Annotated in this window: 20 protein-coding genes; 10 read left to right on the top strand and 10 right to left on the bottom strand. The window is 71.0% G+C overall.

From position 1 onward, the window contains the following. Positions 1-121: 121 nt before the first annotated feature. The gene (locus J2851_RS07135) at positions 122-574 is read right to left on the bottom strand and encodes a MarR family winged helix-turn-helix transcriptional regulator (protein ID WP_209765254.1); all 453 of its coding nucleotides are present in this window, start codon (positions 572-574) and stop codon (positions 122-124) included. 148 nt (positions 575-722) lie between these two features. Further along, positions 723-932, bottom strand: coding sequence for a hypothetical protein (locus tag J2851_RS07130; RefSeq protein ID WP_209765253.1), 210 nt, complete (start codon positions 930-932; stop codon positions 723-725). 297 nt (positions 933-1229) lie between these two features. On the opposite strand from J2851_RS07130, the gene J2851_RS07125 reads away from it, so the two are divergent. Continuing rightward, entirely contained in the window at positions 1230-1376 is a 147-nt protein-coding gene (locus tag J2851_RS07125) for a hypothetical protein (protein ID WP_209765252.1), read from the top strand. Positions 1377-1447: 71 nt separating this feature from the next. Here J2851_RS07125 and J2851_RS07120 read toward each other — a convergent pair whose 3' ends face one another. Beyond that, complete coding sequence (locus tag J2851_RS07120) at positions 1448-1879, bottom strand: EF-hand domain-containing protein (protein ID WP_209765251.1); 432 nt, start codon at positions 1877-1879, stop codon at positions 1448-1450. 336 nt (positions 1880-2215) lie between these two features. Between J2851_RS07120 and J2851_RS07115 the strand changes: the two genes are divergently transcribed. The 5 genes from J2851_RS07115 to J2851_RS07095 all read left to right on the top strand — a co-directional run bounded on the left by J2851_RS07115 (position 2216) and on the right by J2851_RS07095 (position 9116). Next, entirely contained in the window at positions 2216-3319 is a 1104-nt protein-coding gene (locus J2851_RS07115) for a lysylphosphatidylglycerol synthase domain-containing protein (RefSeq protein WP_209765250.1), read from the top strand. Between the two features lie 75 nt (positions 3320-3394). Next, positions 3395-4507, top strand: a complete 1113-nt coding sequence (locus J2851_RS07110) for a radical SAM protein (RefSeq protein ID WP_209765249.1) — start codon at positions 3395-3397, stop codon at positions 4505-4507. Then, a complete protein-coding gene (locus tag J2851_RS07105) occupies positions 4504-4896 on the top strand; it encodes a copper resistance CopC family protein (protein ID WP_209765247.1) in 393 nt (130 codons plus the stop codon). The genes J2851_RS07110 and J2851_RS07105 overlap by 4 nt, the downstream gene beginning before the upstream one ends. Positions 4897-4900: 4 nt before the next feature. After that, a complete protein-coding gene (locus tag J2851_RS07100; protein ID WP_209765245.1) occupies positions 4901-6544 on the top strand; it encodes a copper resistance D family protein in 1644 nt (547 codons plus the stop codon). Between the two features lie 7 nt (positions 6545-6551). Then, positions 6552-9116 (top strand): MMPL family transporter, encoded by a 2565-nt coding sequence (locus J2851_RS07095; RefSeq protein ID WP_209765243.1) that lies wholly within the window; start codon positions 6552-6554, stop codon positions 9114-9116. A 101-nt stretch (positions 9117-9217) separates the two neighbouring features. Here J2851_RS07095 and hpnK read toward each other — a convergent pair whose 3' ends face one another. The 3 genes from hpnK to hpnI are packed head-to-tail and all read right to left on the bottom strand — an operon-like array spanning position 9218 to position 12667. Next, entirely contained in the window at positions 9218-10072 is an 855-nt protein-coding gene (gene hpnK, locus J2851_RS07090) for a hopanoid biosynthesis-associated protein HpnK (protein ID WP_209765241.1), read from the bottom strand. Positions 10073-10076: 4 nt separating this feature from the next. Next, a complete protein-coding gene (gene hpnJ, locus J2851_RS07085; RefSeq protein ID WP_209765240.1) occupies positions 10077-11513 on the bottom strand; it encodes a hopanoid biosynthesis associated radical SAM protein HpnJ in 1437 nt (478 codons plus the stop codon). Next, the gene (gene hpnI, locus J2851_RS07080; RefSeq protein WP_209765239.1) at positions 11510-12667 is read right to left on the bottom strand and encodes a bacteriohopanetetrol glucosamine biosynthesis glycosyltransferase HpnI; all 1158 of its coding nucleotides are present in this window, start codon (positions 12665-12667) and stop codon (positions 11510-11512) included. Before hpnI ends, hpnJ begins: the two co-directional genes overlap by 4 nt. Positions 12668-12933: 266 nt before the next feature. On the opposite strand from hpnI, the gene J2851_RS07075 reads away from it, so the two are divergent. Together J2851_RS07075 and hpnA are read left to right on the top strand one after the other, a co-directional pair. Beyond that, positions 12934-13629 (top strand): ABC transporter substrate-binding protein, encoded by a 696-nt coding sequence (locus J2851_RS07075; RefSeq protein WP_209765238.1) that lies wholly within the window; start codon positions 12934-12936, stop codon positions 13627-13629. A 25-nt stretch (positions 13630-13654) separates the two neighbouring features. Continuing rightward, entirely contained in the window at positions 13655-14635 is a 981-nt protein-coding gene (gene hpnA / locus J2851_RS07070) for a hopanoid-associated sugar epimerase (RefSeq protein WP_209765237.1), read from the top strand. Positions 14636-14642: 7 nt separating this feature from the next. Here hpnA and J2851_RS07065 read toward each other — a convergent pair whose 3' ends face one another. Together J2851_RS07065 and J2851_RS35610 are read right to left on the bottom strand one after the other, a co-directional pair. Then, positions 14643-15143 carry a hypothetical protein gene (locus J2851_RS07065; RefSeq protein ID WP_209765236.1) on the bottom strand — a complete coding sequence of 167 codons (501 nt, stop codon included), beginning with the start codon at positions 15141-15143 and terminating at the stop codon, positions 14643-14645. A 276-nt stretch (positions 15144-15419) separates the two neighbouring features. Further along, complete coding sequence (locus tag J2851_RS35610; RefSeq protein WP_246500482.1) at positions 15420-15905, bottom strand: hypothetical protein; 486 nt, start codon at positions 15903-15905, stop codon at positions 15420-15422. Between the two features lie 136 nt (positions 15906-16041). On the opposite strand from J2851_RS35610, the gene J2851_RS07055 reads away from it, so the two are divergent. Next, positions 16042-18258 (top strand): helicase-related protein, encoded by a 2217-nt coding sequence (locus J2851_RS07055; protein WP_209765235.1) that lies wholly within the window; start codon positions 16042-16044, stop codon positions 18256-18258. A 248-nt stretch (positions 18259-18506) separates the two neighbouring features. Further along, on the top strand, positions 18507-18683 hold the full coding sequence (locus J2851_RS07050; protein WP_209765234.1) for a YqaE/Pmp3 family membrane protein: 177 nt from the start codon (positions 18507-18509) through the stop codon (positions 18681-18683). Between the two features lie 218 nt (positions 18684-18901). On the opposite strand, the gene J2851_RS07045 is transcribed toward J2851_RS07050, so the two are convergent. Continuing rightward, on the bottom strand, positions 18902-19720 hold the full coding sequence (locus J2851_RS07045; protein WP_209765233.1) for a metallophosphoesterase family protein: 819 nt from the start codon (positions 19718-19720) through the stop codon (positions 18902-18904). Between the two features lie 20 nt (positions 19721-19740). Next, positions 19741-20925, bottom strand: a complete 1185-nt coding sequence (locus tag J2851_RS07040) for a carboxylate--amine ligase (protein ID WP_209765232.1) — start codon at positions 20923-20925, stop codon at positions 19741-19743. Between the last annotated feature and the right edge of the window lie 31 nt (positions 20926-20956).

The following is a 20956-nucleotide window of genomic DNA, read 5'->3' as shown; positions in this document are numbered from 1 at the left end:
CATAACTTGTGTCGCATCGGACCTTTGGCCGCACCCCGATGGGGTAGGGCCGCCGGCCTGGGCTGAGGCCGTCGCGACAGCAGGATAGGAAGGGTGGGGGAAGGCCCCTATCGGAAGGCGATCAGGAGGCGAGACGCGACAGCAGGTCCAGCAAGCGGTCCTGTTCGTCCGCCGACAGCCGCGCGGCGAGGTCACGCTCCGCCTTGGCGACGGCGGGGGCGGCGGCGGCCAGCACCTCCTGACCCGGCTGGACGAGGCTGACGAGGTTCCGGCGCCGGTCGTGGAGGTCGGGGCCGCGCACGACGAAGCCGCGGGAGATCAGCCGGACGACGACCCCCTGCATGGTGGCCGGGTCCATGGCGATGCTGCGGCCGAGGTCGATCTGCGACATCGGGCCGGACTGCTGAAGCGCGACCAGCGCGGCCCACTGCGGCGGTGTCAGGCCGAAGGGAGCGAGCGCTTCGCTGAGCAGGGCCGTGGCCCGCTGGTGCACCCGTCGGACGCGGCTGTGAAGCGGTTCCCGGTAAAGGGATGGTTCCTTCGGTTTGCCGTACTGATCCTCCGGCGGCGCCATATGCCGTCTTCGCCTCGCGTCAATTGCATTCGCAAAGGCTTATACCAGCGGCGTGTGTCTGCCTTGTTTCAGATCAACCGCGCTGCGTTTCAGCGGCGCAACATTGCACCGCCGCGCCCGCGGTCGCTTGTCGCAGGTTTGTCACGGCTCATTCCGCGGCCAGGCAGGAGGGACCGTCATGCTCGGCCTGCGTGTGGAAGCCGAGATCGATGAGCTGGACCATGCGCCGCTCCACCGCCACCAGATACTGGCGCGTCTCGATGCTCCGGCAGTCGCGGCTGTGCTTGCGCAAGGCGGCGATGGCCCGGATGGCCGGATCGTTGGGCGCGGGGGGCGCTGGGCTGCGTGTCGACGTCATGGCGGCTTCCGCGTGGGGCGGTCGTTCGTAGGCGTGCTATTACAATACAGACACATTACGATTTTGCGAGCGACTTTATAAAAATTCGCTGTAAGGCTGCATACCGGAGTATATGTTTCGTGTCGATTTTGTAACACGCAGAAGTTTTGGGGGCGTCGCCGGGGCGTGGAATACGTCCGAAGTGCATACGCCGTCGGGTCCATGGATCACCGCCCCCGGCCCGCCGTTCCCGGCCGGGCGGTGCGGGGCGCTTGATGGCGCGGCGGTTGATTCGGCAACGGAGTCGGTGGCGGGACCATGCGTGGAGTGACCGGTGCGATCGCGATGGTGGGCGCCCTTGGGGTTCTGGTCGCCGTGGTCAGCTACGACCCGACTCCGGTCCGGGTGATCGTCATCGCGCTCTGCTGCGCGCTGACCGGCTTCCTCCTGGGCCGGCGGCGCTGACGCCTCCGGCAACGAAAAGCCCCCGCCGCGGGGCCGGCGGGGGCTTTCGTCGGGCGGGCTTTTGCTTTCGGTTATTGCTGGGATGCGCCCGAAGTGGCCGAGCCCATGTTGGTGGGCGCCGCGCTCTGGCTGTGCTTGCGGGTCGTCTGGGCGTGGGCGGTGCGGTAGGTCTTGACCTCCGCCTGGGTCAGGGTGCCGCTGTGGTCGGCGTCGATTCGGGTGAAGGACGCATCCTTGCGCCCGGCCGCCTTCCATTCCTGCTGGTCCACCATGCCGTCGTGGTTGGTGTCCATCGCCTGGAAGCTGCCGGCCTTGGCGTGGTGCTGGCGGGTCGCGGTGCCCTGGGTGGTGGCCGTCGAACCCGTCGTCGTCTGGTCGGACACGCCCGGCCCCGACGTTACGGCGCCGGCTTGCGGGCTGGTGATGGAACCGGAGTTGGCGGCGTAGGCCATCGGGCTGACGAGCATCATCAGGGCGGCTACGGCGGTAATGCGGTTCTTCATGGTCCTGTGCTCCCTTCCGGAGTCGGTGGCGCTGCCGGGCGCGGGATCGAAGCGCCGGCGACACCGCAACCAACAGCCGGCCGGCGTATCCCCTTCCATGAAATCGCGTTCATGAGTGCGGCGCTGGACCCAGACCTTGGTTTGGGTCGCTGCCCAAATGGCGGTTTGGGGGTGGCGGAGCGTAGCGTACCGTACGATACTTGTCCCACCGGCCGCGGTGCGGCCGGGTTACGCCGGGCTGCCCGGTTCCCTGGAACCACCGTGCAGGGCGCTCCGGCGACCATGATGGACGATCGTATCGGGCGACGGACCGTACCGGAGGGGAGAAGACTCGTTTTGCTGCACGGAACACCGGCCGCCAACGCCAGCCGCGCCGTCGAAGGCAAGCGGGAGGGCATCGACGACCAGGGGGAGGCGACTCGAATCGCTTCCGGGGACGCGGACGCGCGCACGCTGCGGCGCGGCCTGCTGAACGGGACGCTCCTGGGCGTCCTGGCGCTGCTCGCCATCGTCCTGCTGAACCGCGACGACCTGTCCGGGATCGGCCGGGTGCTGACCGACCTTCCCGCCGCGCTGGCCATCTCCGCCGCCGTCCACCTGCCGCAGATCATCCTGACGGGGCTCGCCTGGCGGGTTCTGATCAACGTCGAGCCGCGCCCGTCCATCCTCGCCATGACCGCGCTGCGCTGGTACCGGGAAGCGGCGAACGCGCTTCTGCCGGCCGGGGCCTTGGTCGGGCAGGCGGCGACGGCGCGCCTTGTGGCGCGCCAGGGCGTGCCGGGCAGCGTCGCCGGGGCGACCGCGACCGTCGACCTGACGATGGAGGCGGTGTCGCAGCTGTTCGTCACGCTCGCCGGCTTCGGCCTGCTGCTGACCCGCGACGGCGGCAACGGGGAGGGCGGGCTGACCGGCTTCGCCATCACCGGACTGGGCATCGCCGCGGCCAGCGTGATCGCCATGGTCGCCTTGCAGCGCCGGCTGCCGCTGCGTCCGCTGGAGGCGCTGCTGAACCGCCTGTCGCGCCGCTGGCCGGCGCTGAAGCCGACCTGGATCGCCGATTTCCAGGAGGCGGTGCTGCGCCTGCACGAGGACAAGAAGGCGCTGGCCGCCGCCGTGCTGCTGCACAGCGCGGCCTGGATGCTGGGGGCGGTGGAGATCGCCGGGGTGCTGGCCCTGCTCGGCCACCCGGTGTCGCTGACCGACGCCCTGATCATCGAAAGCCTGGCGCAGGTCCTGCGCAACGCCGGCTTCATGCTGCCCGGCGCCATCGGCGTCCAGGAGGGTGCGGTGGTGGCGGTGTCGGCGCTGGTCGGCGTGCCGCCGGCCCCGGCGCTGACCACGGCGCTGGTCCGCCGCGCGCGGGAGGTGCTGTTCGGCCTGCCCGGGCTGGTCGCGTGGCGCCGATCGGAACGACTTTCGGCTGTGAAGGCGGCCGCGTGACCATATAAGGCTGTGAGAGCGGCCTCTTGCTTGAAGGCTTACGGCCGCGAGGGCGGCCACTTGAAGGAAAGACGCATGTCGGGAAAGGATTCGAGGCTGATGGACCTGCTGCGGCTGATCCCGCGGGGCGGCCCGGCCATCTGCAACATCTCGGTCACCAACGCCTGCAACGCGACCTGCGGATTCTGCAACTTCGCGCACGACAAGGGCTATGTGAAGCACCGCAGTTGGCTGGACGCCGACCGTTTCGCGGACGCGATGGCCCTGCTGCGCGACCGGGCGTCCGTCCGCTTCGTCACCTTCATGGGGGGCGAGCCGCTGCTTCATCCGGAGATCGGCGCCATGGCGCGGACCGCGATGGCGCACGGCATGCAGCCGACGCTGGTCACCAACGGCTGGCTGCTGCCCAAGAAGCTGGACGAGCTGGCCGAGGCCGGCTTCAAGACGCTGTTCATCTCCATCGACGCGGCCGACGCCGAGACGCACGAGAAGAACCGCGGCCTGAAGGGCGTGTGCGAGCGGATCCGGGAATCCACCGCCCGCATGGAAAAGCTGGGCATGTCCGCGGTCGCCTCCGTGACCATGAGCAAGCTGATCCCGGACTACGACGCGCTGGTCGACTTCCTGAAGGAGCTGGGCTTCAGCGGCGTCACCTTCTCCTACCCGCGCAAGGCGGAGCTGGGCTCCTCCTCGCTGGTGTGGTCGGAGGACAGCGACCTCGTCGACCTGCGCCCGACGGAACTGCTGGCCGCCTTCGACGCGGTGGACCGGCAGCGCGAGCGCTTCCCGGTGCACAACCCGCGCGCTTCCGTCGCCGACATGAAGCGCCGCCTGCGCGGCGAGAAGGAGCGCTTCGTCTGCCTGGCCGGCTACAAGTACTTCTACCTGGACTGGAACTACGACCTGTGGCGGTGCGAGGACTGGGCGGCGCCGCTCTGCTCCGTCTGGGACTTCGACGCCAGCCGCACGGTGCGCGACGGCTGCCAGGCCTGCACGACCGACTGCTACCGCGACGCCAGCGTGATGCTGCACATGGCCGTGGCGATGGGCGACGCCTTCGCGCGCCTGTCGGAAGGCAAGCTGGGTGCGGCCGCGTCGGCGCTGGTCAACGGCCGCACGGCGTCCTCCATCGGCGCGGTCATGAACCAGGGCGGCGCCCGGCTGGGCCGTCTTTCGGGGATTGGATGATGCGGACGGTTGCGAAGGCCCCCTCCCTGGCGGCCCTGGGCGGGCTGCTGGCGCTCGTGCTCGCGTCGCCCGTGCACGCCCACGCGGTGATCAAGGAATCCCGCCCGGCGGAGAACGGGACCGTCGCCGGGCCGGACGTGGACCTGTCGGTCCGCTTCAACAGCCGTGTCGACCACGCGCGCAGCAAGCTGAGCGTGTCGGCCGGGAAGAGCGAGCCGGCCGTGGTGCCCATCGCGCCGGACAGCCCGGCGGACGCGCTGACCGGCCGCGCCACCGGGCTGGCCCCCGGCGCCTACCAGCTGCATTGGCAGGTGCTGTCGGTGGACGGGCACATCACCCGCGGCGTGGTGCCCTTCAAGGTGCAGGCGCCTCAGGCAAGGGTCCAGTAAAGCCATGGAACTGCTGACCGATATCTTCGGCCTGCTTTCGGTCATGCTGCGGGCGCTGGTGCTGGTCGGCACCATGATGGCGGTGGGCGGCTGCGCCTTCCTGCTGCTGCTGGCGCAGCCGCTGCGGCCGGCGCTGGCCGGCTTTTCCGACGGGATCGAGACGCGCAGCCGGCACATCCTGCGCTGGTCCGCGCTGGGGCTGGCCCTGGTCGTCGCCGCGGACGCCGCGGTGGGGCTGGCGGTGCTGGAGGGTACGACGGAGCTGCCGCTCCGCGACCTCGTCGGTGCGGAATTCGTGGTGGCGGGTGCGGTCTCCTTCGCCGCCGCGCTGGCCCTGGCGGCGGTGGCGGGGCGGGGCGCCAACGGACTGCTCGCCCTGCTGTCGGTGCTGCTTCTGGGCGCCCTGGTGGCGACCAGCCATTCCGCCGCCCGGCCGGAAGAGCGCGGCCTTCTGCTGGCCTTCACCGCCCTGCATGTGGCGGGGGCCGCGGTGTGGATCGGCGGGCTGCCCTATCTGGTCAGCGCCCTGTCCAAGGTCGGCCTGCGTCCCGCCTGGGCGCTGATCGGCCGTCGCTATTCCATGATGGCGGTGGGATCGGTCGCGGCGCTTCTTGTGGGCGGGGTCGGGCTGGCGGTGGTCTTCGTCGGCGACCCCGGCGGCATCTGGGGCACCGCCTACGGCCTGATGCTGTCGTCCAAGGCCATGATGTTCGCCGGCCTGCTCGTCTTCGGCGCGCTGAACTTCCGCATGATCGAGCGGGCGCTGCGCGGCGGTCCCTCGTCGGCCCTGCGCATGCGCCGCTTCGCGGAGGCGGAGATCGGCATCGGATTCACCGTGCTGTTCGCCGCCGCGTCGCTGACGTCGCTGCCGCCGGCCGTGGACCTTCAGGACAACCGCGTCACCCTGCACGAGATCGCCGAGCGGTTGGAGCCGCGCTGGCCGAGCATGAACACGCCGGACCACGGCAGCCTCGCCATCCCGGCCCTGCAGGCCAAGCTCGATTCCCAGGCCAAGGCGGAGGAGGAGGCCGCCCCGCGCGCTTTCGTCCCCGGCGCCGGCGCCCCGCCGCCGCGCAACGCCGCGGACATCGCCTGGTCGGAGTACAACCACCACTGGGCCGGGCTGATCGTGCTGGCGGTCGGCTTCGCAGCACTGCTGGAAAAGACCGGCCGCGTACCCATCGCGCGGCACTGGCCGCTGCTGTTCCTGGCGCTCGCCGTCTTCCTGCTGGTGCGGTCGGACCCGGAGGGCTGGCCGCTCGGCGACATCGGCTTCTTCGAGAGCTTCCGGGACCCGGAGGTGGTCCAGCACCGGCTGCTGGTGCTTCTGGTCATCGGCTTCGCCGCCTTCGAATGGGGCGTGCGGACGGGAAAGCTGAAGACGCCCTGGACCGCGATGGTTTTCCCGCTGTTGACGGCCGTGGGGGCGGGGCTGCTGCTCACCCACTCCCACCAGCTCGCCAACATCCGGGAGGAGTTGCTGATCGAGATGACCCACACGCCGCTGGCCCTGTTCGGCGTCGCCGGCGCCTGGGCGCGCTGGCTGGAGATCCGCCTGCCGGAGGGCGAGCGGCGCCTGCCGGGCATCGTCTGGCCGGTGTGCTTCATGCTCGTCGGGCTGGTCCTGCTCGGCTACCGCGAGACGTGACCGGGCGATGATCGACCGCATCGTTGAGCGCTTGGTCGGCGCCTGCATCCGGCACGCGCTGATCGTCCTGTTCCTGGCGCTGGCGGCGGCGGGGGCGCTGGGCTGGACGGCCGCGACGCGGCTGGGCATGGACACCGACGTCGCCAAGCTGATCGCCGCCGACCTGCCCTGGCGGGAGCGGGAGCTGACCTTCGACCGGCTGTTCCCGCAGGAGGTGGACCTGCTGGCCGTCGTCGTGGACGGGCAGGCGCCGGATCTTGCCGACCACGCCGCCACCGCCATCGCGGAGCGGCTGCGCACGCGCACCGACCTGTTCAAGACGGTGCGGATGCCGGGCTCCGGCCCCTTCTTCGAGCGCAACGGCATCCTGTTCCTGCCGACCGAGGAAATCCGCGCCCTGACCGACCGGCTGATCGAGGCGCAGCCGCTGATCGGCGTGCTGGCCGCCGACCCCAGCGCGCGCGGCCTGTTCGGCGTGCTCGACCGCATGCTGGAGGGGGTGGAGCGCAAACAGGCGACCATGGCGCAGATCGCCGCGCCGCTCGACGCCGTGGGCGCGGCCGTCGGCGCGGCGTTGCAGGGCCGGACGGAGCCGGTGGCCTGGTCCACCCTGCTGACCGGCCGCGATCCCGCGCCGGAGGAACTGCGCCGCTTCGTCCTGGCCCAGCCGATCCTGGATTTCGACGAGCTGGAGGCGGCGGCCAAGCCGACCGGCTTCATCCGCGACACGGTGCGGCAACTGGGTCTGACGCCGGACCACGGCGTGCGGGTGCGCATCACCGGTTCGGTCGCGCTGAACGACGAAGAATTCGCAACGGTGTCGGAGGGGGCCGGGGAGTCGCTGGCGCTGTCCGCCGTTCTGGTGCTGGTGATCCTGTTCCTGGCGGTGCGGTCGCCCCGCCTGATCGTGCCGATCATGGTGACGCTGGTGGTCGGGCTGGTGTGCACGGCGGGCTTCGCGGCGCTGGCCGTGGGGACGCTGAACCCGATCTCCGTCGCCTTCGCCGTCATGTTCATCGGCATCGCCGTGGATTTCGGCATCCAGGTCTGCGTGCGCTACCGCGAGCAGCGTTTCAACATCAGCGAGCCCGACGCCGCCATGCGGGCCACCGGGCGGGAGGTCGGGCGGCCGCTGCTGCTCGCCGCGGCGACCACGGCGGCGGGCTTCCTGGCCTTCGTGCCGACGGCCTATGTGGGCGTGTCGCAGCTCGGCCTGATCGCCGGGGCGGGCATGGTCATCGCCGTGCTGCTGAACCTGACCCTGCTGCCGGCGCTGCTGACCCTGTTCCACCCGTCGCCGGAACGGGAGCATGTGGGCATCGCGGCGGCCCGGCCGCTCGACCGCGCGCTGCTGCGCCACCGCCGCGCGGTGCTGGCGGTGGCCGGGCTGGCGGCACTGGGGTCGGTCGCGCTGCTGACGCAGCTGCGCTTCGACTTCAACCCGCTGAACCTTCAGAACCCGCACACCGAGGCGATGTCCACGATGCGCGACCTGATGGACAGCCCGCGCACCTCGCCTTTCTCCATCGAGGTGGTGACCCCGAACGTGAAGGCCGCCGCGGAACTCGCCGACAGGCTGTCCACGCTGCCGGAGGTGGGGGAGGTCATCAGCGTCAGCGGCTTCGTGCCGGAGGACCAGCCGGCGAAGCTGGCGCTCCTGGCCGACGCCGCGCAGTTCATCGGCCCGACCCTGGCGCTCGCCGGGACGGAGCCGCCGCCGACGACGGACGACATCCGGAAGGCCGCGGCGGAGGTCGCCGCGCGGCTCGTGCGGGTGGGCGCTCCGGAAAGGGCGGAGGCGCTGCAACGGCTGGCCAAGTCCGACGACGCCACGGTGCAGCGCGCCGCGACGGCCATGACCACGGGGCTGAAGGCGCGGCTGGACGGTATCGCGGCCATCCTGGACGCCCAGCCCGTGACTCTGGACAGCCTGCCACCGGACCTCGTCCGCGACTATGTGGCGCCGGACGGGCGGGCTCGGGTGACGGTCTTCCCCAAGGGGGACAGCCACGACAACGCGACCATCGTGCGCTTCGTGGACGCCGTGCGGGCGGTGGCGCCCCAGGCGACGGGCGTGGCGGTGACCATCCAGGAATCGGGCGACACCATCAGCGCGGCCTTCCTGCGCGCCGCCGTCCTGGCCCTGGTCGCGGTGACCGTGCTGCTGGCGCTGGCGCTGCGGCGGGTGCGGGACGTGGTGCTGGTGGTGGCGCCGCTGGTGCTGGCGCTGCTGCTGACCATGGGGCTGTGCGTGCTGGTCGGACTGTCGCTGAACTACGCCAACATCATCGCGCTGCCCCTGCTGCTGGGCATCGGCGTGGCCTTCAACATCTACTTCGTCGTGAACTGGCGAGCCGGCCATGGCGAGCCGCTGGCCTCGCCCACGGCCCGCGCCGTGCTGTTCAGCGCGCTGACCACCGCGGCCGCCTTCGGCACGCTGGCGCTGTCCCACCACCCCGGCACGGCAAGCATGGGGCTTCTGCTGTGCATCGCGCTCGGCTGCACGCTGCTGACCGCGGTGTTCGTGCTGCCAGCGTTGCTGGGGCCGGTGCCGACAAAGCAGGAAGGGTGAGGGAGGTCTCCCTCGCCCCTCTGGGGAGAGGGTGGCCCGAAGGGCCGGGTGAGGGGGTTGCGCTTCTGCCGAACGTACCAGCGAAGCGGGACCCCCTCACCCTAACCCTCTCCCCGGAGGGGAGAGGGGACAAAGCCTTGCGGCGGGAGAGGGGAAAGCGCCCCGTAGGTCGTCAGGCGGATCCCCTCCCTCTCCACCATCGCCTTGATCTCCGGCGACGCCAGCGCCGCGAACTCGTCGGCGGGGCGGTAGGTGGGCATCAGGGCGGCGAGCGCGGGGGTCTGGGACGTGGCGGGGTGTGAATAGAGTTCGGTCACGCCGTCCGGCAGATCGCGCACGACCTCGCGCACCCGCTCCTCGGTCATGGCGCCGCTGTGGCGGATGCCGTGGACGCGGTCGGGGGTGGCGAGGCCGGCGCGGCGGGCCTGGCGGCGCAGCAGGCCGATCCAGGGGGAGAGCAGGGCGGGATGGCCCGGTTCATCCGGGATGCGGACGGCCTTCAGGCCGAACTCCAGCCCGATCTCCACCAGCATGCGCCCCACCGTCGGGTGCAGGTGCATGTGCTTGTGGGCGTCCACATGGTCGAGCGGCAGCCCGGTTGCCGCGAAGGCGCGGAACTGCGCGCGGATTTCCGCCGCGAGTTGCCGCCGCACCGACGGGCGGAAGAAGTAGGAGAAGCCGGCCAGCGCCTGCCGGTCGGAAAAGCGCCCGCGCGCATCGACAAGGTCCGGGATCTCCCCGGCCGGCAGCGTGGAGCCGGCATCCACCAGCGCCAGATGCAGCCCGACGCCGAGCCCCGGCATCCGTTTCGCCAGCGCCACCGCCTGGGCCGCCGCGGGGGCGGCGACCATCAGGCTGGCGGATGTGAGGATGCCGGTGCGGTGGGCCTGCTCCACCGCCTCGTTCACCGCCGGGTCGAGGCCGAAGTCGTCGGCGGTGACGATCAGTTGGCGCACGATGTCAGCCGGCGGCCTTGGCGGCCTTGCGGGCGTTGAGGAACTGGAAGAACTCCACGCCCTCGCGCAGGCGGCGCTTCATCATGTCCGGGCTGCGCACCATCTCGTTGACGATCGAGCCGATCTTGCGCGGGCGGAAGTAGAAGCGGCGGTAGAAGGTCTCCACCGAATCGAAGATCTGCGTGTGCGCCAGGTGCGGGTAGTGCAGCGGGGCGATCTGCACGCCGCGGGCGTCGATCAGCTCCGCGTGGTCGGTGTCGAGCCAGCCGTTCTCCATGGCCTGCCGGTACAGCTCCGTCCCCGGATAGGGGGCGGCCAGCGAGACCTGGATGGTGTGCGGGTTGGTCTCGATGGCGAAGCGGATGGTCTCTTCAATCGTCTCCGGCGTCTCGCCCGGCAGGCCCAGCACGAAGGTGCCGTGGATGGCGATCCCCAGCTCGTGGCAGTCCTTGGTGAAGCGCTTGGCGACCTCGATCCGCATGCCCTTCTTGATGTTGTGCAGGATCTGCTGGTTGCCCGACTCGTAGCCGACCAGCAGCAGGCGCAGGCCGTTGTCCTTCAGCACCTTCAGCGTCTCGCGCGGGACGTTCGCCTTGGCGTTGCAGGACCAGGTGACGCCCATGCGGCCCAGTTCCTTGGCGATGGCCTCGGCGCGCGGCAGGTCGTCGGTGAAGGTATCGTCGTCGAAGAAGAACTCCTTCACCTGCGGGAAGGCCTCCCGTGCGTAGGCGATCTCGCGCACCACATGCTCCACGCTGCGCGTGCGGTAGCGGTGGCCGCCCACCGTCTGCGGCCACAGGCAGAAGGTGCAGCGCGACTTGCAGCCGCGGCCGGTGTAGAGCGAGACGTAGGGGTGCTTCAGGTAGCCGATGAAATAGTCCTCGATCCGCAGGTCGCGCTTGTAGACCTCCGTCACGAAGGGCAGATCGTCCATGTTTTCCAGCATGGCCCGCTCCGGCCGGTGGACGACGACGCCCTCGGCGTTGCGGTAGCTGAGCCCGTCGATGGTCGCGAAGTCGCGGCCCTCCGCCACCTCCTTGATGGTGAAGTCGAACTCGTTGCGGGCGACGAAGTCGATCGCCGGCGCGTCGTTCAGGCTTTCCTCCGGCTGCACCGCCACCTTGGCGCCGACCAGGCCGATCTTCAGGTTCGGGTTCACCGCCTTCAGCGCCTCCGCGACCTTGACGTCGGACGCGAAGGACGGGGTGGAGGTGTGCATGACGACGAGGTCGTAGTCCTTGGCCAGCGGCAGCACCTGCTCCATCGTCAGGCCGGCCGGGGGCGCGTCGATCAGGCGGCTGCCGGGCACCAGCGCCGCCGGCTGGGCCAGCCAGGTCGGGAACCAGAAGGACCGGATTTCCCGCTTCGCCTGATATCGCGACCCGGCGCCGCCGTCGAAACCGTCGAATGAGGGGGGCTGGAGGAACAGGGTCCGCATCATGATTCTTCTCCGCAGAAATGCAGCCGCCCTTCGGAATCCACGCGGTAGCGCGCGTCGCGCCACGTCACGGTGGTCCCGCAGAAGCTGGCGAGCAGAAGGCCCGCCGACAACAGGTCCCGCGCCGCGAGCAGCCACAGCGGCGTCGCCGGCTGCTCCAGGGCGCGGTCGATGATCCGCCCCGCGGCGAACCGGACGCCGAGGGCGAGAAGGAGGGAGGCGACGCCGAGCCAGGGCAGACCGGCCGCCAGCGACACCAGAAGCGCGATGACGCTCCAGAAGACCGGGAAGGTCACGATGGACCCGGCGTGGCCCGACGGCTCGATGGCGCGCACGGTGCGCATCCAGCGAATCTCGTGCGCGATCAGGTCCTTCGCGTTGCGCTCCGTCACCGTGGTGGCGACGACGCAGGGGCTGAGCGTCAGCGGCCGGCCAAGCTCCCGCACCGCCGCGCCCAGCGCGTAGTCGTCGGCCAGATGGTCGCGGAACCGCTCCAGCCCGCCCAGTTGGTCGAGCGTCGCGCGGGACAGCGCCATGGTGGCGCCGAAGCAGCCGTCGCGCCGCCCGGTCAGGCGGCCGAGCAGCACCGAGGGCAGGAAGCCGTGGTTGATGAAGGCGACGCCCAGCCGGGCCCAGGGCCCCTCGGCGCCGCGCCCGGTGTAGAGGCAGGTCACCAAACCGGCGCCCGGCCCCTCAAGATCAGCGGCGACCGCGTCCAAATAGCCGGGCGGCACGCGGATGTCGCTGTCGGCGATGACCAGCAGGTCGTGCTTGGCGCGGGACAGCGTGTTCAGCAGGTTGCCGACCTTCAGGTTCGTGCCGTGCCGCGTGGCGTCCACCACCAGCGTCATGTCCACGCCGGGATTCTCCGCGATCAGCCGTTCGACCACGGCGATGGCCGGGTCGGCGGGGTTCTGCACGCCGAAGACGATCTGGAAGGCCGGGTATTCCTGCCGGATGAAGGAGCGCAGGTTGTCCGCCAGTTCCGCCTCCGCGCCGCAGAGCGGCTTCAGGATGGTGATCGGCGGGCGCCGGGCGGGGACCGGCATCGGCAGGGCGCGAAATCGTGAGACTGCCCAAGCGGAGACGGCCAGCGCCGCCGCTCCCACGGCCGTCACCAGCGCGAAGACGATCGCCAAAACCGTCACAATGTCCATCGCCTCGCTTCTGCCATCGGCCATAGGTGGGTGCGCGGCGTACAGACAACATCACAACGCGCCGGCGCACAATATAGCTTTGGTATCCCGTTTGCCCAATTTTCCGGTATTCCGCGTTGGGCAAGCTATTCCTTTTTGGGGGAAGGCGGGTTGCAAGGGGGCTTCTCGCCCTCGCGGGATTGCTCCATACATAGTGCCACTCGGGCGCGGCACCTGTTTTCCCAGGTCCGTCCCGTTCCCCATCCAACTCCCGGAGGCTTGCCACCGTGGCCGTCGGCAAGGTGCTTACTTCTCTCCTGGCGTCGCGGCGCTTCGCCCTGTTCGCCGCCATCCTGGCCTTTTCCGCGCTGTATCCCGGCGGGATGTCGCCGGCCCGGGCCCAGACCCCACCGGCCGGCGGGCCGGGCGCGCCGCGCGCCGTGGTGCAGGGCTTCTACGACGTGCTGATCGGCGCCATGAAGGACGGCCGCAAGCTGGGCTTCCAGGGCCGCTTCGACCGCATCCGCCCGGCCTTCGAGAAGGCATTCAACGCCCCGCTGATGACCCGCGTCGTGGTCGGGGCGACCGCCTGGTCGGCCGCGACCCCGCAGCAGCAGGACCAGGCGGTGGACGCCTTCACCCGCTACAGCGTCGCCAACTACGCCACCAACTTCAACGATTTCGGCGGCGAGAAGCTGGAGGTGCAGGGCGAGCGCGCGACCCAGGCCGGCACGGTGGTGGAGACGCAGATCGTCCCGACCGACGACAAGCCGGTGGCCATCAACTTCCTGCTGCGCCCGGTGGACGCCGGTTCGCCCGGCGCCGGCTGGAAGATCACCGACGTCTTCCTGGACCGCACGATCAGCGAGCTGGCCACCCGCCGCTCCGACTTCGCGCGGACGATCCAGGACGAGGGCGTCGCCGGCCTGACCAAGCGGCTCGACGAGAAAACGCGCGAGATCGCCGCCGCGACTAAGCAGTAAGCCCGCACGCAGGGGAGACCGACCGATGACTGTGCTGGTGACGGGCGCCACGGGGTTCGTGGGCTCCGCGGTCGCGCGCCGGCTGCTGGCGGAGGGGTTGGCCGTCCGCACGCTGGTGCGGCGCGGGACCGACCGCCGCAACCTGGAGGGGCTGGACGTCGAGGTCGTCGAGGGCGACCTGCTGGACGAGCCCTCGCTGCGCCGCGCCGTCGCGGGGTGCGAGGCGCTGTTCCACGTCGCCGCCGACTACCGCCTCTGGGTGCCGGATCCGGAGCGCATGCGGCGGATCAACGTCGACGGCACGCGGGCGTTGATGCTCGCCGCACTCGACGCCGGCGTGCCGCGCATCGTGCACACCAGCAGCGTGGCGACGCTGGGCATCGTGCCGGGCGGCGTTGCCGACGAGGAGACGCCCTCCACGCTCGACGACATGATCGGCCCCTACAAGCGCACCAAGTTCCTGGGCGAGCGGGAGGTGCACCGGCTGATCGCCGAGCGCGACCTGCCGGCGGTGATCGTCAACCCCTCCACCCCCGTGGGGCCGCGCGACATCCGCCCGACGCCGACCGGCCGCATGATCGCCGACGCCGCCGCGGGGCGCATGCCGGCCTACGTCGACACCGGCCTGAACATCGTGCATGTGGACGACGTGGCGGAGGGGCACTGGCAGGCCTTCCGCACGGGGGAGGTCGGGCAGCGCTACGTCCTCGGCGGGGAGAACCTGATGCTGCGCGACATCCTGGCGGTCATCGCGACCTTGGTCGGCCGCACGCCGCCGGTCATCCGCCTGCCGCACCGCGCGCTGATCCCGCTCGCCTACGCCATGGAGGCATTCGCCCGCGTGTCACGCGCGAACGCCGAGCCGCTGATGACGGTGGACGGCGTGCGCCTGTCGCAGAAGCGGATGTTCTTCAGCTCCGCCAAGGCGGAAGCCAAGCTCGGCTACCGCCCGCGCCCGGCGGGCGAGGCGCTGGCCGACGCGGTGGCGTGGTTCCGGGGTCGGTAACGCTTTCTCAGGCCGCGCCCGCCGTCGTGAAGGCGGCGGAGCCGGCCCCGACCTCCCGCACCAGGGCTTCGCCGATCAGCCGGTAGCCGAGCCGGGTGAACAGCCCTTCCGCATCCAGCTTCGGCGCCGTGGCCGCCACCACGCAGCCCCGCACATCGACGACCACCGTCCCGCAGCCGAGCTGGCGGGCGAGGTGGTCGATGGATTCGATCTGCGCCGCGCTGGTCGCCGCCGCGTCGAACAGGCCGATGGCGACGAAGATCGGCACGGTCAGCACGCGCACCGCGCCGTCGGCGCTGACGCGCCAGCAGTACAGGCCGCGGATGTGCCCGTCGCTCATGGCGCAGGCCATGGCGCCGCACCCGCCGTCAATATTGGATTCCAGGAAGGGGGCCACCGCGCCGCGCCACTGGTCCAGGGTCATGTCCCGGTGCAGGGCCTGCGCCACGGGCAGCGCCTGGTCCGCGTGGGACGGGGATAGCGGCGTGATGATGAAGCTCTTGGTCATGGTGGCGGTCCTGGGGGCGGCGGTCCTTCCAGCCCATCATCGCCGGGACCCGGAAGCGTCGCGTTGATTTTGGTCAGGTGCCGGACGCTTTGCCCGGGTGTTGACAGGGGAGTCCAACCCTTGCGAAAGGCCGACCATGAGCCCCTATCCGCCGCCCGGTCCGGACCCGGATGTGCCGATCCCGATGCCGCTGCCCCCGGACGCTCCGCCCGACGAGGCGCCCGGCGTCCCGCCCATGCCGGGGGAGCCCCAAGAGCCGGTATAATTCCAGCCCGTCTAACTCCGCCGGGGCTTGCGGCGGTACAGCTCCATGGCGCGTTCCAGGATGCCGGGGGCGGAGTAGTCGCCGAGGAACAGGTCGCCCAGCGCCCGGCGCATGCGGGCGCGGATGCGGTTGCGGATGGCGTTGCGCAGCGCCTCCTCCTGCATGTAGCAGCGCTGGCACAGGCTCTTGGGCCGCGCCTCCGGGTTGCCGGAGGGCTGGCGCGGGCGGACGACGACCTTCAGGTCGCGGGTCTGCGCGTATTCGACCACGTCGGGCCAGGCGGCCCGGCGCCCGCGGCCGTCGCGCCAGGTCTGGTCGGACGGGTCGTACCAGCGCCCGTCCGGCAGGCAGCGCACCACGGCGCCGCCCGGCCGGCCGCAGCAGCGGCAGCGGGTCTCTCCGGCGGCGGTGCCCCCTGCGGCGGTGCCCGATACCCCCTTGCGGTCGGCCGGATCGAGATCGGGTCTCAGAATCTTTGCGCGGAGTTGTCTGGTCATGGCTTGATGCCTGCCCCGGGCCGGAATGCCCGGCGGGGTCAGGCTCATGACACGGATGGGCCCCCGACCGCCAGTGTGATTTTGCGAAAAGCCAAAACGGTTTTAAGAAAAGCAGTAGTGAAGTGCGAGACCCGCGATGTCCCTTCCCGATGACAGCGTTCCCCATGACCCGAACCTCGTCCACGAGCTGGCCTCTGCGCACCCCGACGTGGTGACGCCGGCCGCCGTCGGCGTCGCGCGGGTGGAGCATGCGGAACGGCATGGCCTCGTCCCGCTCGGCCTGCCGCTGCCCAGGGGGAAGCGCGACCTGCTGGTGCCGGCGGAGCGGCGGGAGGCCATCCTGCTGGAGATCGAGGGACTTCTGGACCGCGCCCGGCGGCGCAACGACCTGCTCGCCCAGGGGCGCCGCGCGCTGGAGGGCTGGTCGACCAGCCTGCACCCGGCGGACGACCGCACCCGCCTGCGCGCCGTCCGCGCCGACGAGCTGCCCTGGCCCGGCTTGGCCGCCCCGGTGCGGCTCCAGGTCTCCCGCACGCTGGACGTGCTGGAACTGGCCGACCTGACCGACGAGGAGCTGACGCTGCGGCTGGAAGGCGACCCGGCCCTGTCCTCCGCGCTGGAGGAGGCGCAGTCGCGTGTGGCCGCCCGCCTGCACCGCTACGCGGCGGAGGTGGGGGAGCCGGAGGACGGCTGGACCTTCGCCAGCCTGGCCGAGCGGCTGTCGCGGGCGGCGCGCAACCGGCACGGCGTGGACGAGCTGCTCGACCGCTGGGACCGGGAGTTCGACGTCTGGCGGTGGGAGAGGGCGGAGGCGCGCGGGCGCGCCTATGTGGACCGGCATTTCGACTTCGCGCGGTTCGAGCGGCTGTTCCCCGTGGCGCGCGGGCTGGGGCGGCGGCTGGTGCTGGTGGTCGGCCCGACCAACTCCGGCAAGACGCACCACGCGATCGAGGCGCTGAAGGGGGCCTACGACGGCGTCTACCTCGCACCACTGCGCCTGCTGGCGCTGGAGGTCATGGAGCGGCTGAACGCGGAGGGCACGCCGGCCTCCCTGCTGACGGGGGAGGAGGCGATTTCCACCCCCGGCGCGCGCCATACCGCCTCGACCATCGAGGTGATGGACCCCGACCGGCCGGTGGAGGTGGCGGTGATCGACGAGATCCAGATGCTCGCCGACCCGGACCGCGGCTGGGCCTGGACCGCGGCGCTGATGGGCGCCCCGGCGGAGACCGTCTACATCCTGGGCGCGCCCGAGGCGCGGCCGCTGGTCGAGCGCGCGGCGGCACATCTGGGCGAGCGGCTGGAGGTGGTCGAGTTGGAGCGCAAGGTGCCGCTGACCATGATCGACCGCCGCCTGAACTGGGAAGAGGTGGAGCCCGGCGACGCCCTGATCGCCTTCTCCCGCCGCGAGGTGCACGCCGTGCGTGACACGCTGCGGGCCAGGGGGATGTCGGTCGCGGCGGTCTACGGCGCGCTGGCGCCGGAGGTGCGGCGGCGGGAGGCGGCGCGCTTCCTGTCCGGGGAGGCCGACGTGGTGGTGGCGACCGACGCTATCGGCATGGGGCTGAACCTGCCCTGCCGCCGCGTCCTGTTCACCGCGCTGGAGAAGTTCGACGGCAGCAGCGTCCGCCCCCTGACCGCGACCGAGGTGAAGCAGATCGCCGGCCGCGCCGGCCGCTTCGGCAAGTTCGAGTCGGGGGAATTCGGAGTCGTCGGGCGCGGCACGCCCCAGGCGCTGCGCAACCTGCTTGAGAAAGGCGACCCGCGCCTGCTGCCGACGGCGCCGCTGACCGTGCGGCCGACGCGCGGCATGCTGGCCCGTCTGGCGGACCATCTGGGGACGGAGGAAACGGTCCTGCTGGTGGACTGCTTCGCCGACGCGCGCACGGGCGGCTCGCCCTACCGGGTCGGCGACCTGTCGGGCTTGAGGCGGCTGGCGGTGCTGCTGGACGAGCGGCGGCTGCCGCTGGCGGCCAAGCTCGACCTGCTGCTCGCCCCCGCCGACCTGGACGAGGAGGCGGAGGCCCGCATCCTCGCCACCATCATCGGCGCGGTCGAGTCGGGGGAGGCCATGCCCATCGGCCGGATCGTCCCGGCGCGGCTCGACGGTCTGGACGGCGCCGCGCTGGAGGCGGCATCGCGCGCCTGCGACCTCTACTACTGGGCGGCGCGCAAGTTCCCGACCCTGTTCCCGGAGCGCGAGGCCGTGCGTGCCCGCCGGGCCGAGGTCAGCCGGCGCCTGTCCGACCTGCTCGCCACCCGCGGCGCCCGCTCCGCCGGAAATCGGCGCGAGCCGCCGCCGAAAGCCGGCTTCCGCGGCGCCCCGCGCAAGCGCTTCGGGCCGCGGCGATAGCGACGCAGCATTCATTCCCCTCTCCCAGCCCCGCTGGGAGAGGGAAGGGGCCCACGCGCCAGCGTGGGAAGGGTGAGGGCAAGGTTTCTCGGGATGACCAAGCCCTCACCCTCCCACCGCTTGCGCGGCGGGCCCCTCCCTCTCCCGCCGGGGGCAGGAGAGGGGGTGGTTGCGTTTTCCTGGCGCACGCGTCGAAGGATGATGGGGGATGTGCTGGAACCTCGGGCGTCGCCGTGTGTTGTTCAGGCATGGACATCATACGCATCATCCTGGCGCTTCTGCTGCCGCCGTTGGGCGTCTTCCTCCAGGTGGGGTTCGGCGCCCAGTTCTGGATCAACATCCTGCTGACCCTGCTCGGCTACATCCCGGGCATAATCCACGCGTTGTGGGTCATCGTGAAATACCGGGACCGGTATCCGGCCTGATCCCGAGCCCCGTTCGCGCAGATCTGCCGTGACAAAAGTGCGGCGGTGGCTGTGCGCTTTATCACAGAAATTCGCCGCGCATGAGGGTAATGTCCCGGCCGTTCAGGGACAGGAACCCAGGTCATGTTCAAGCTTCTGCTCGCCCTTCTGCCGCTCTCGGCCTCGCTGCTGATGCTCGCCACCGTTCACTGACGGTGGGGCGGCCCGTTGCGCCGCCCTTACGAATTGATCACCCGCCGCACCATTTCGTAAAGGCCGACTCGCCGCAGGCCCTCCTGCAGCGTGGAGCGGATCGGGGCGGGGATGGCCAGCAGCCGGCGGGGCTGGATGCCGGCCTTGCGGGTCTTGGCGAAGGCGGTTGCATCATCGTAGGGCACGCGGCGCACGTTCACCACCCGGTTCACCGTGTCGAAGACGATGTAGGTCGCGCGGCGCTCGGCCGTGCGCGGCTCGCCGACGGTGCCGGGATTCAGCAGGTAGACGGATCCGTCGCGCAAGCCCACCTCGTCGCCCTCGTGCGTCCACAGCTCCCCAGCCCGGTACTCATAGACGCCCAGCCGGTGCGTGTGGCCGAAGGCACAGACGCGGGCGCCGGAGGGATGCTCCAGCAGCGCCTGGGCGGACTGGCGCAGGCGGTCGTCGCTGTTCAGCCGGACCAGCTCGCAGCCCTCGTCCACATGCAGCGCGCCGTGCACCACCACCAACTGGTCCTCCACCGCGGCCTTCAGCGGCAATGCTGTGAGCCAGGCGATCTCCTCCGCCGACAGGCGCTTGCGCGTCCAGGCCACCGCCCGGATGGCGCCGACGCTGAATCCGTCGGTCGGGATCTGGCGGGTCACCGCCCGGTCGTGGTTGCCGGCGATGCACAGGGCGCCGCCCTCGCGCAGCAGGGCGATGCAGGCCGACGGGTCGGTGTTGTAGCCCACGATGTCGCCCAGGCAGACGATGCGCTCCACACCCGCCGACCCCATGTCGGCCAGCGCGGCCTGCAAGGCCTCCAGGTTGGCGTGGATGTCCGACAGGATGCCGATCCGCATCGCCCGTGCCTTTCGTCCGCTCAGGCCTTCAGGGCGTCCACGGGGCGGGTGCGCCGGATGTTGGAGGGCAGGAAGCGGTTGAACTGGTTGAACAGGAACGGCATGGGGTCGTCCAGCACCAGCGCCTTCGCCTCGCAACGCATCATCCAGGACAGCCATTCGCCCATCGGGACGCCGCTCTCGCGTGCGGCCTTCAGGTCCTTGGTCATGGAGCACCAGCAGGCGCCGACCCGCGCCTTGCCGACCGCCGGGCGGGGCAGCCCCAGCGCGTCGGCGTAGACCAGCGCCGGCAGGTTCACGCCGGCCACCGCGCCCAGATGGTGCCACAGGTTGAAGCGCGGGTTGACCTCCAGCAGATGCAGGCCGCCGTCCGGGGCGCGCTTGAAGTCGAACTTGGCGACGCCGGTCAGCCCCAGAGCCTCCACCATCTTGCGGCCGAGCGCCGCCACGTCCGGCTCGTCGGTGATGGTCAGCGCCGTGCTGTGGCCGTATTCCAGGGGGTAGGTGCGGATCTTGCGGCCGGTGAACTCCCCGGCGATGGAGCCCCGGGGGTCGACGTAGACGTGGTAGCTCTCGATCCGGGTTTCCGGGCCGGGGATCATCTCCTGCGCCAGCACGTCCAGCCCGACCGCCGCCAGCTTCGGCCACAGGGCGCGCAGCTCGTCGATGCCGTTGACCCGGAGCGCCTTGCCGAACCCCTCCGTCAGGTCCCAGATCTTGCGGCGGGTCAGCGGCTTGATGATCAGGGGAAAGCGCAGGTCCAGCGCGACGGGGGCGAGGTCGCGCGTCGGGAACAGGCGCCGGGTCGCCGGGACGGGCAGGTCCAGCCGCTCCGCGAGATCCTGGAAGCGGCCCTTGTCCACCAGATCCTCGATGAGATCCGCGTCGGCGATGGGGATGCGGAAGGCCTCCGCCAGCCGGTCGCGGTAGCGCGACACGATCAGCAGCTGGTTGTCGTCCTGGTAGAAGAGGACGGGCTTCTCCGCCTGGGCGCGGCCCCAGCGGACCATCTCCTCCACCAGCGCGTCCTGGTTCTTGGTCGCGTCCTCCCAGAGGATCACGTCCTTGGTGTAGCGGGAATGCAGGGCCGGGGTGCCCAGGTGCGTGACCACGGCGCAGCGCACGCCGGCCAGCCCCAGCGGGCGCACCATGTCCATGTCGCCCATCACGCAGGCGATGGCGGCATTCGAGAACGCGTTCTTCATCGTGACGACCTTCGCCAATGGATTGCGGCCA

The organism is Azospirillum rugosum (genome assembly GCF_017876155.1).
Classification (GTDB): Bacteria; Pseudomonadota; Alphaproteobacteria; order Azospirillales; family Azospirillaceae; genus Azospirillum; species Azospirillum rugosum.
This window is presented reverse-complemented; position numbering and strand designations above follow the sequence as displayed.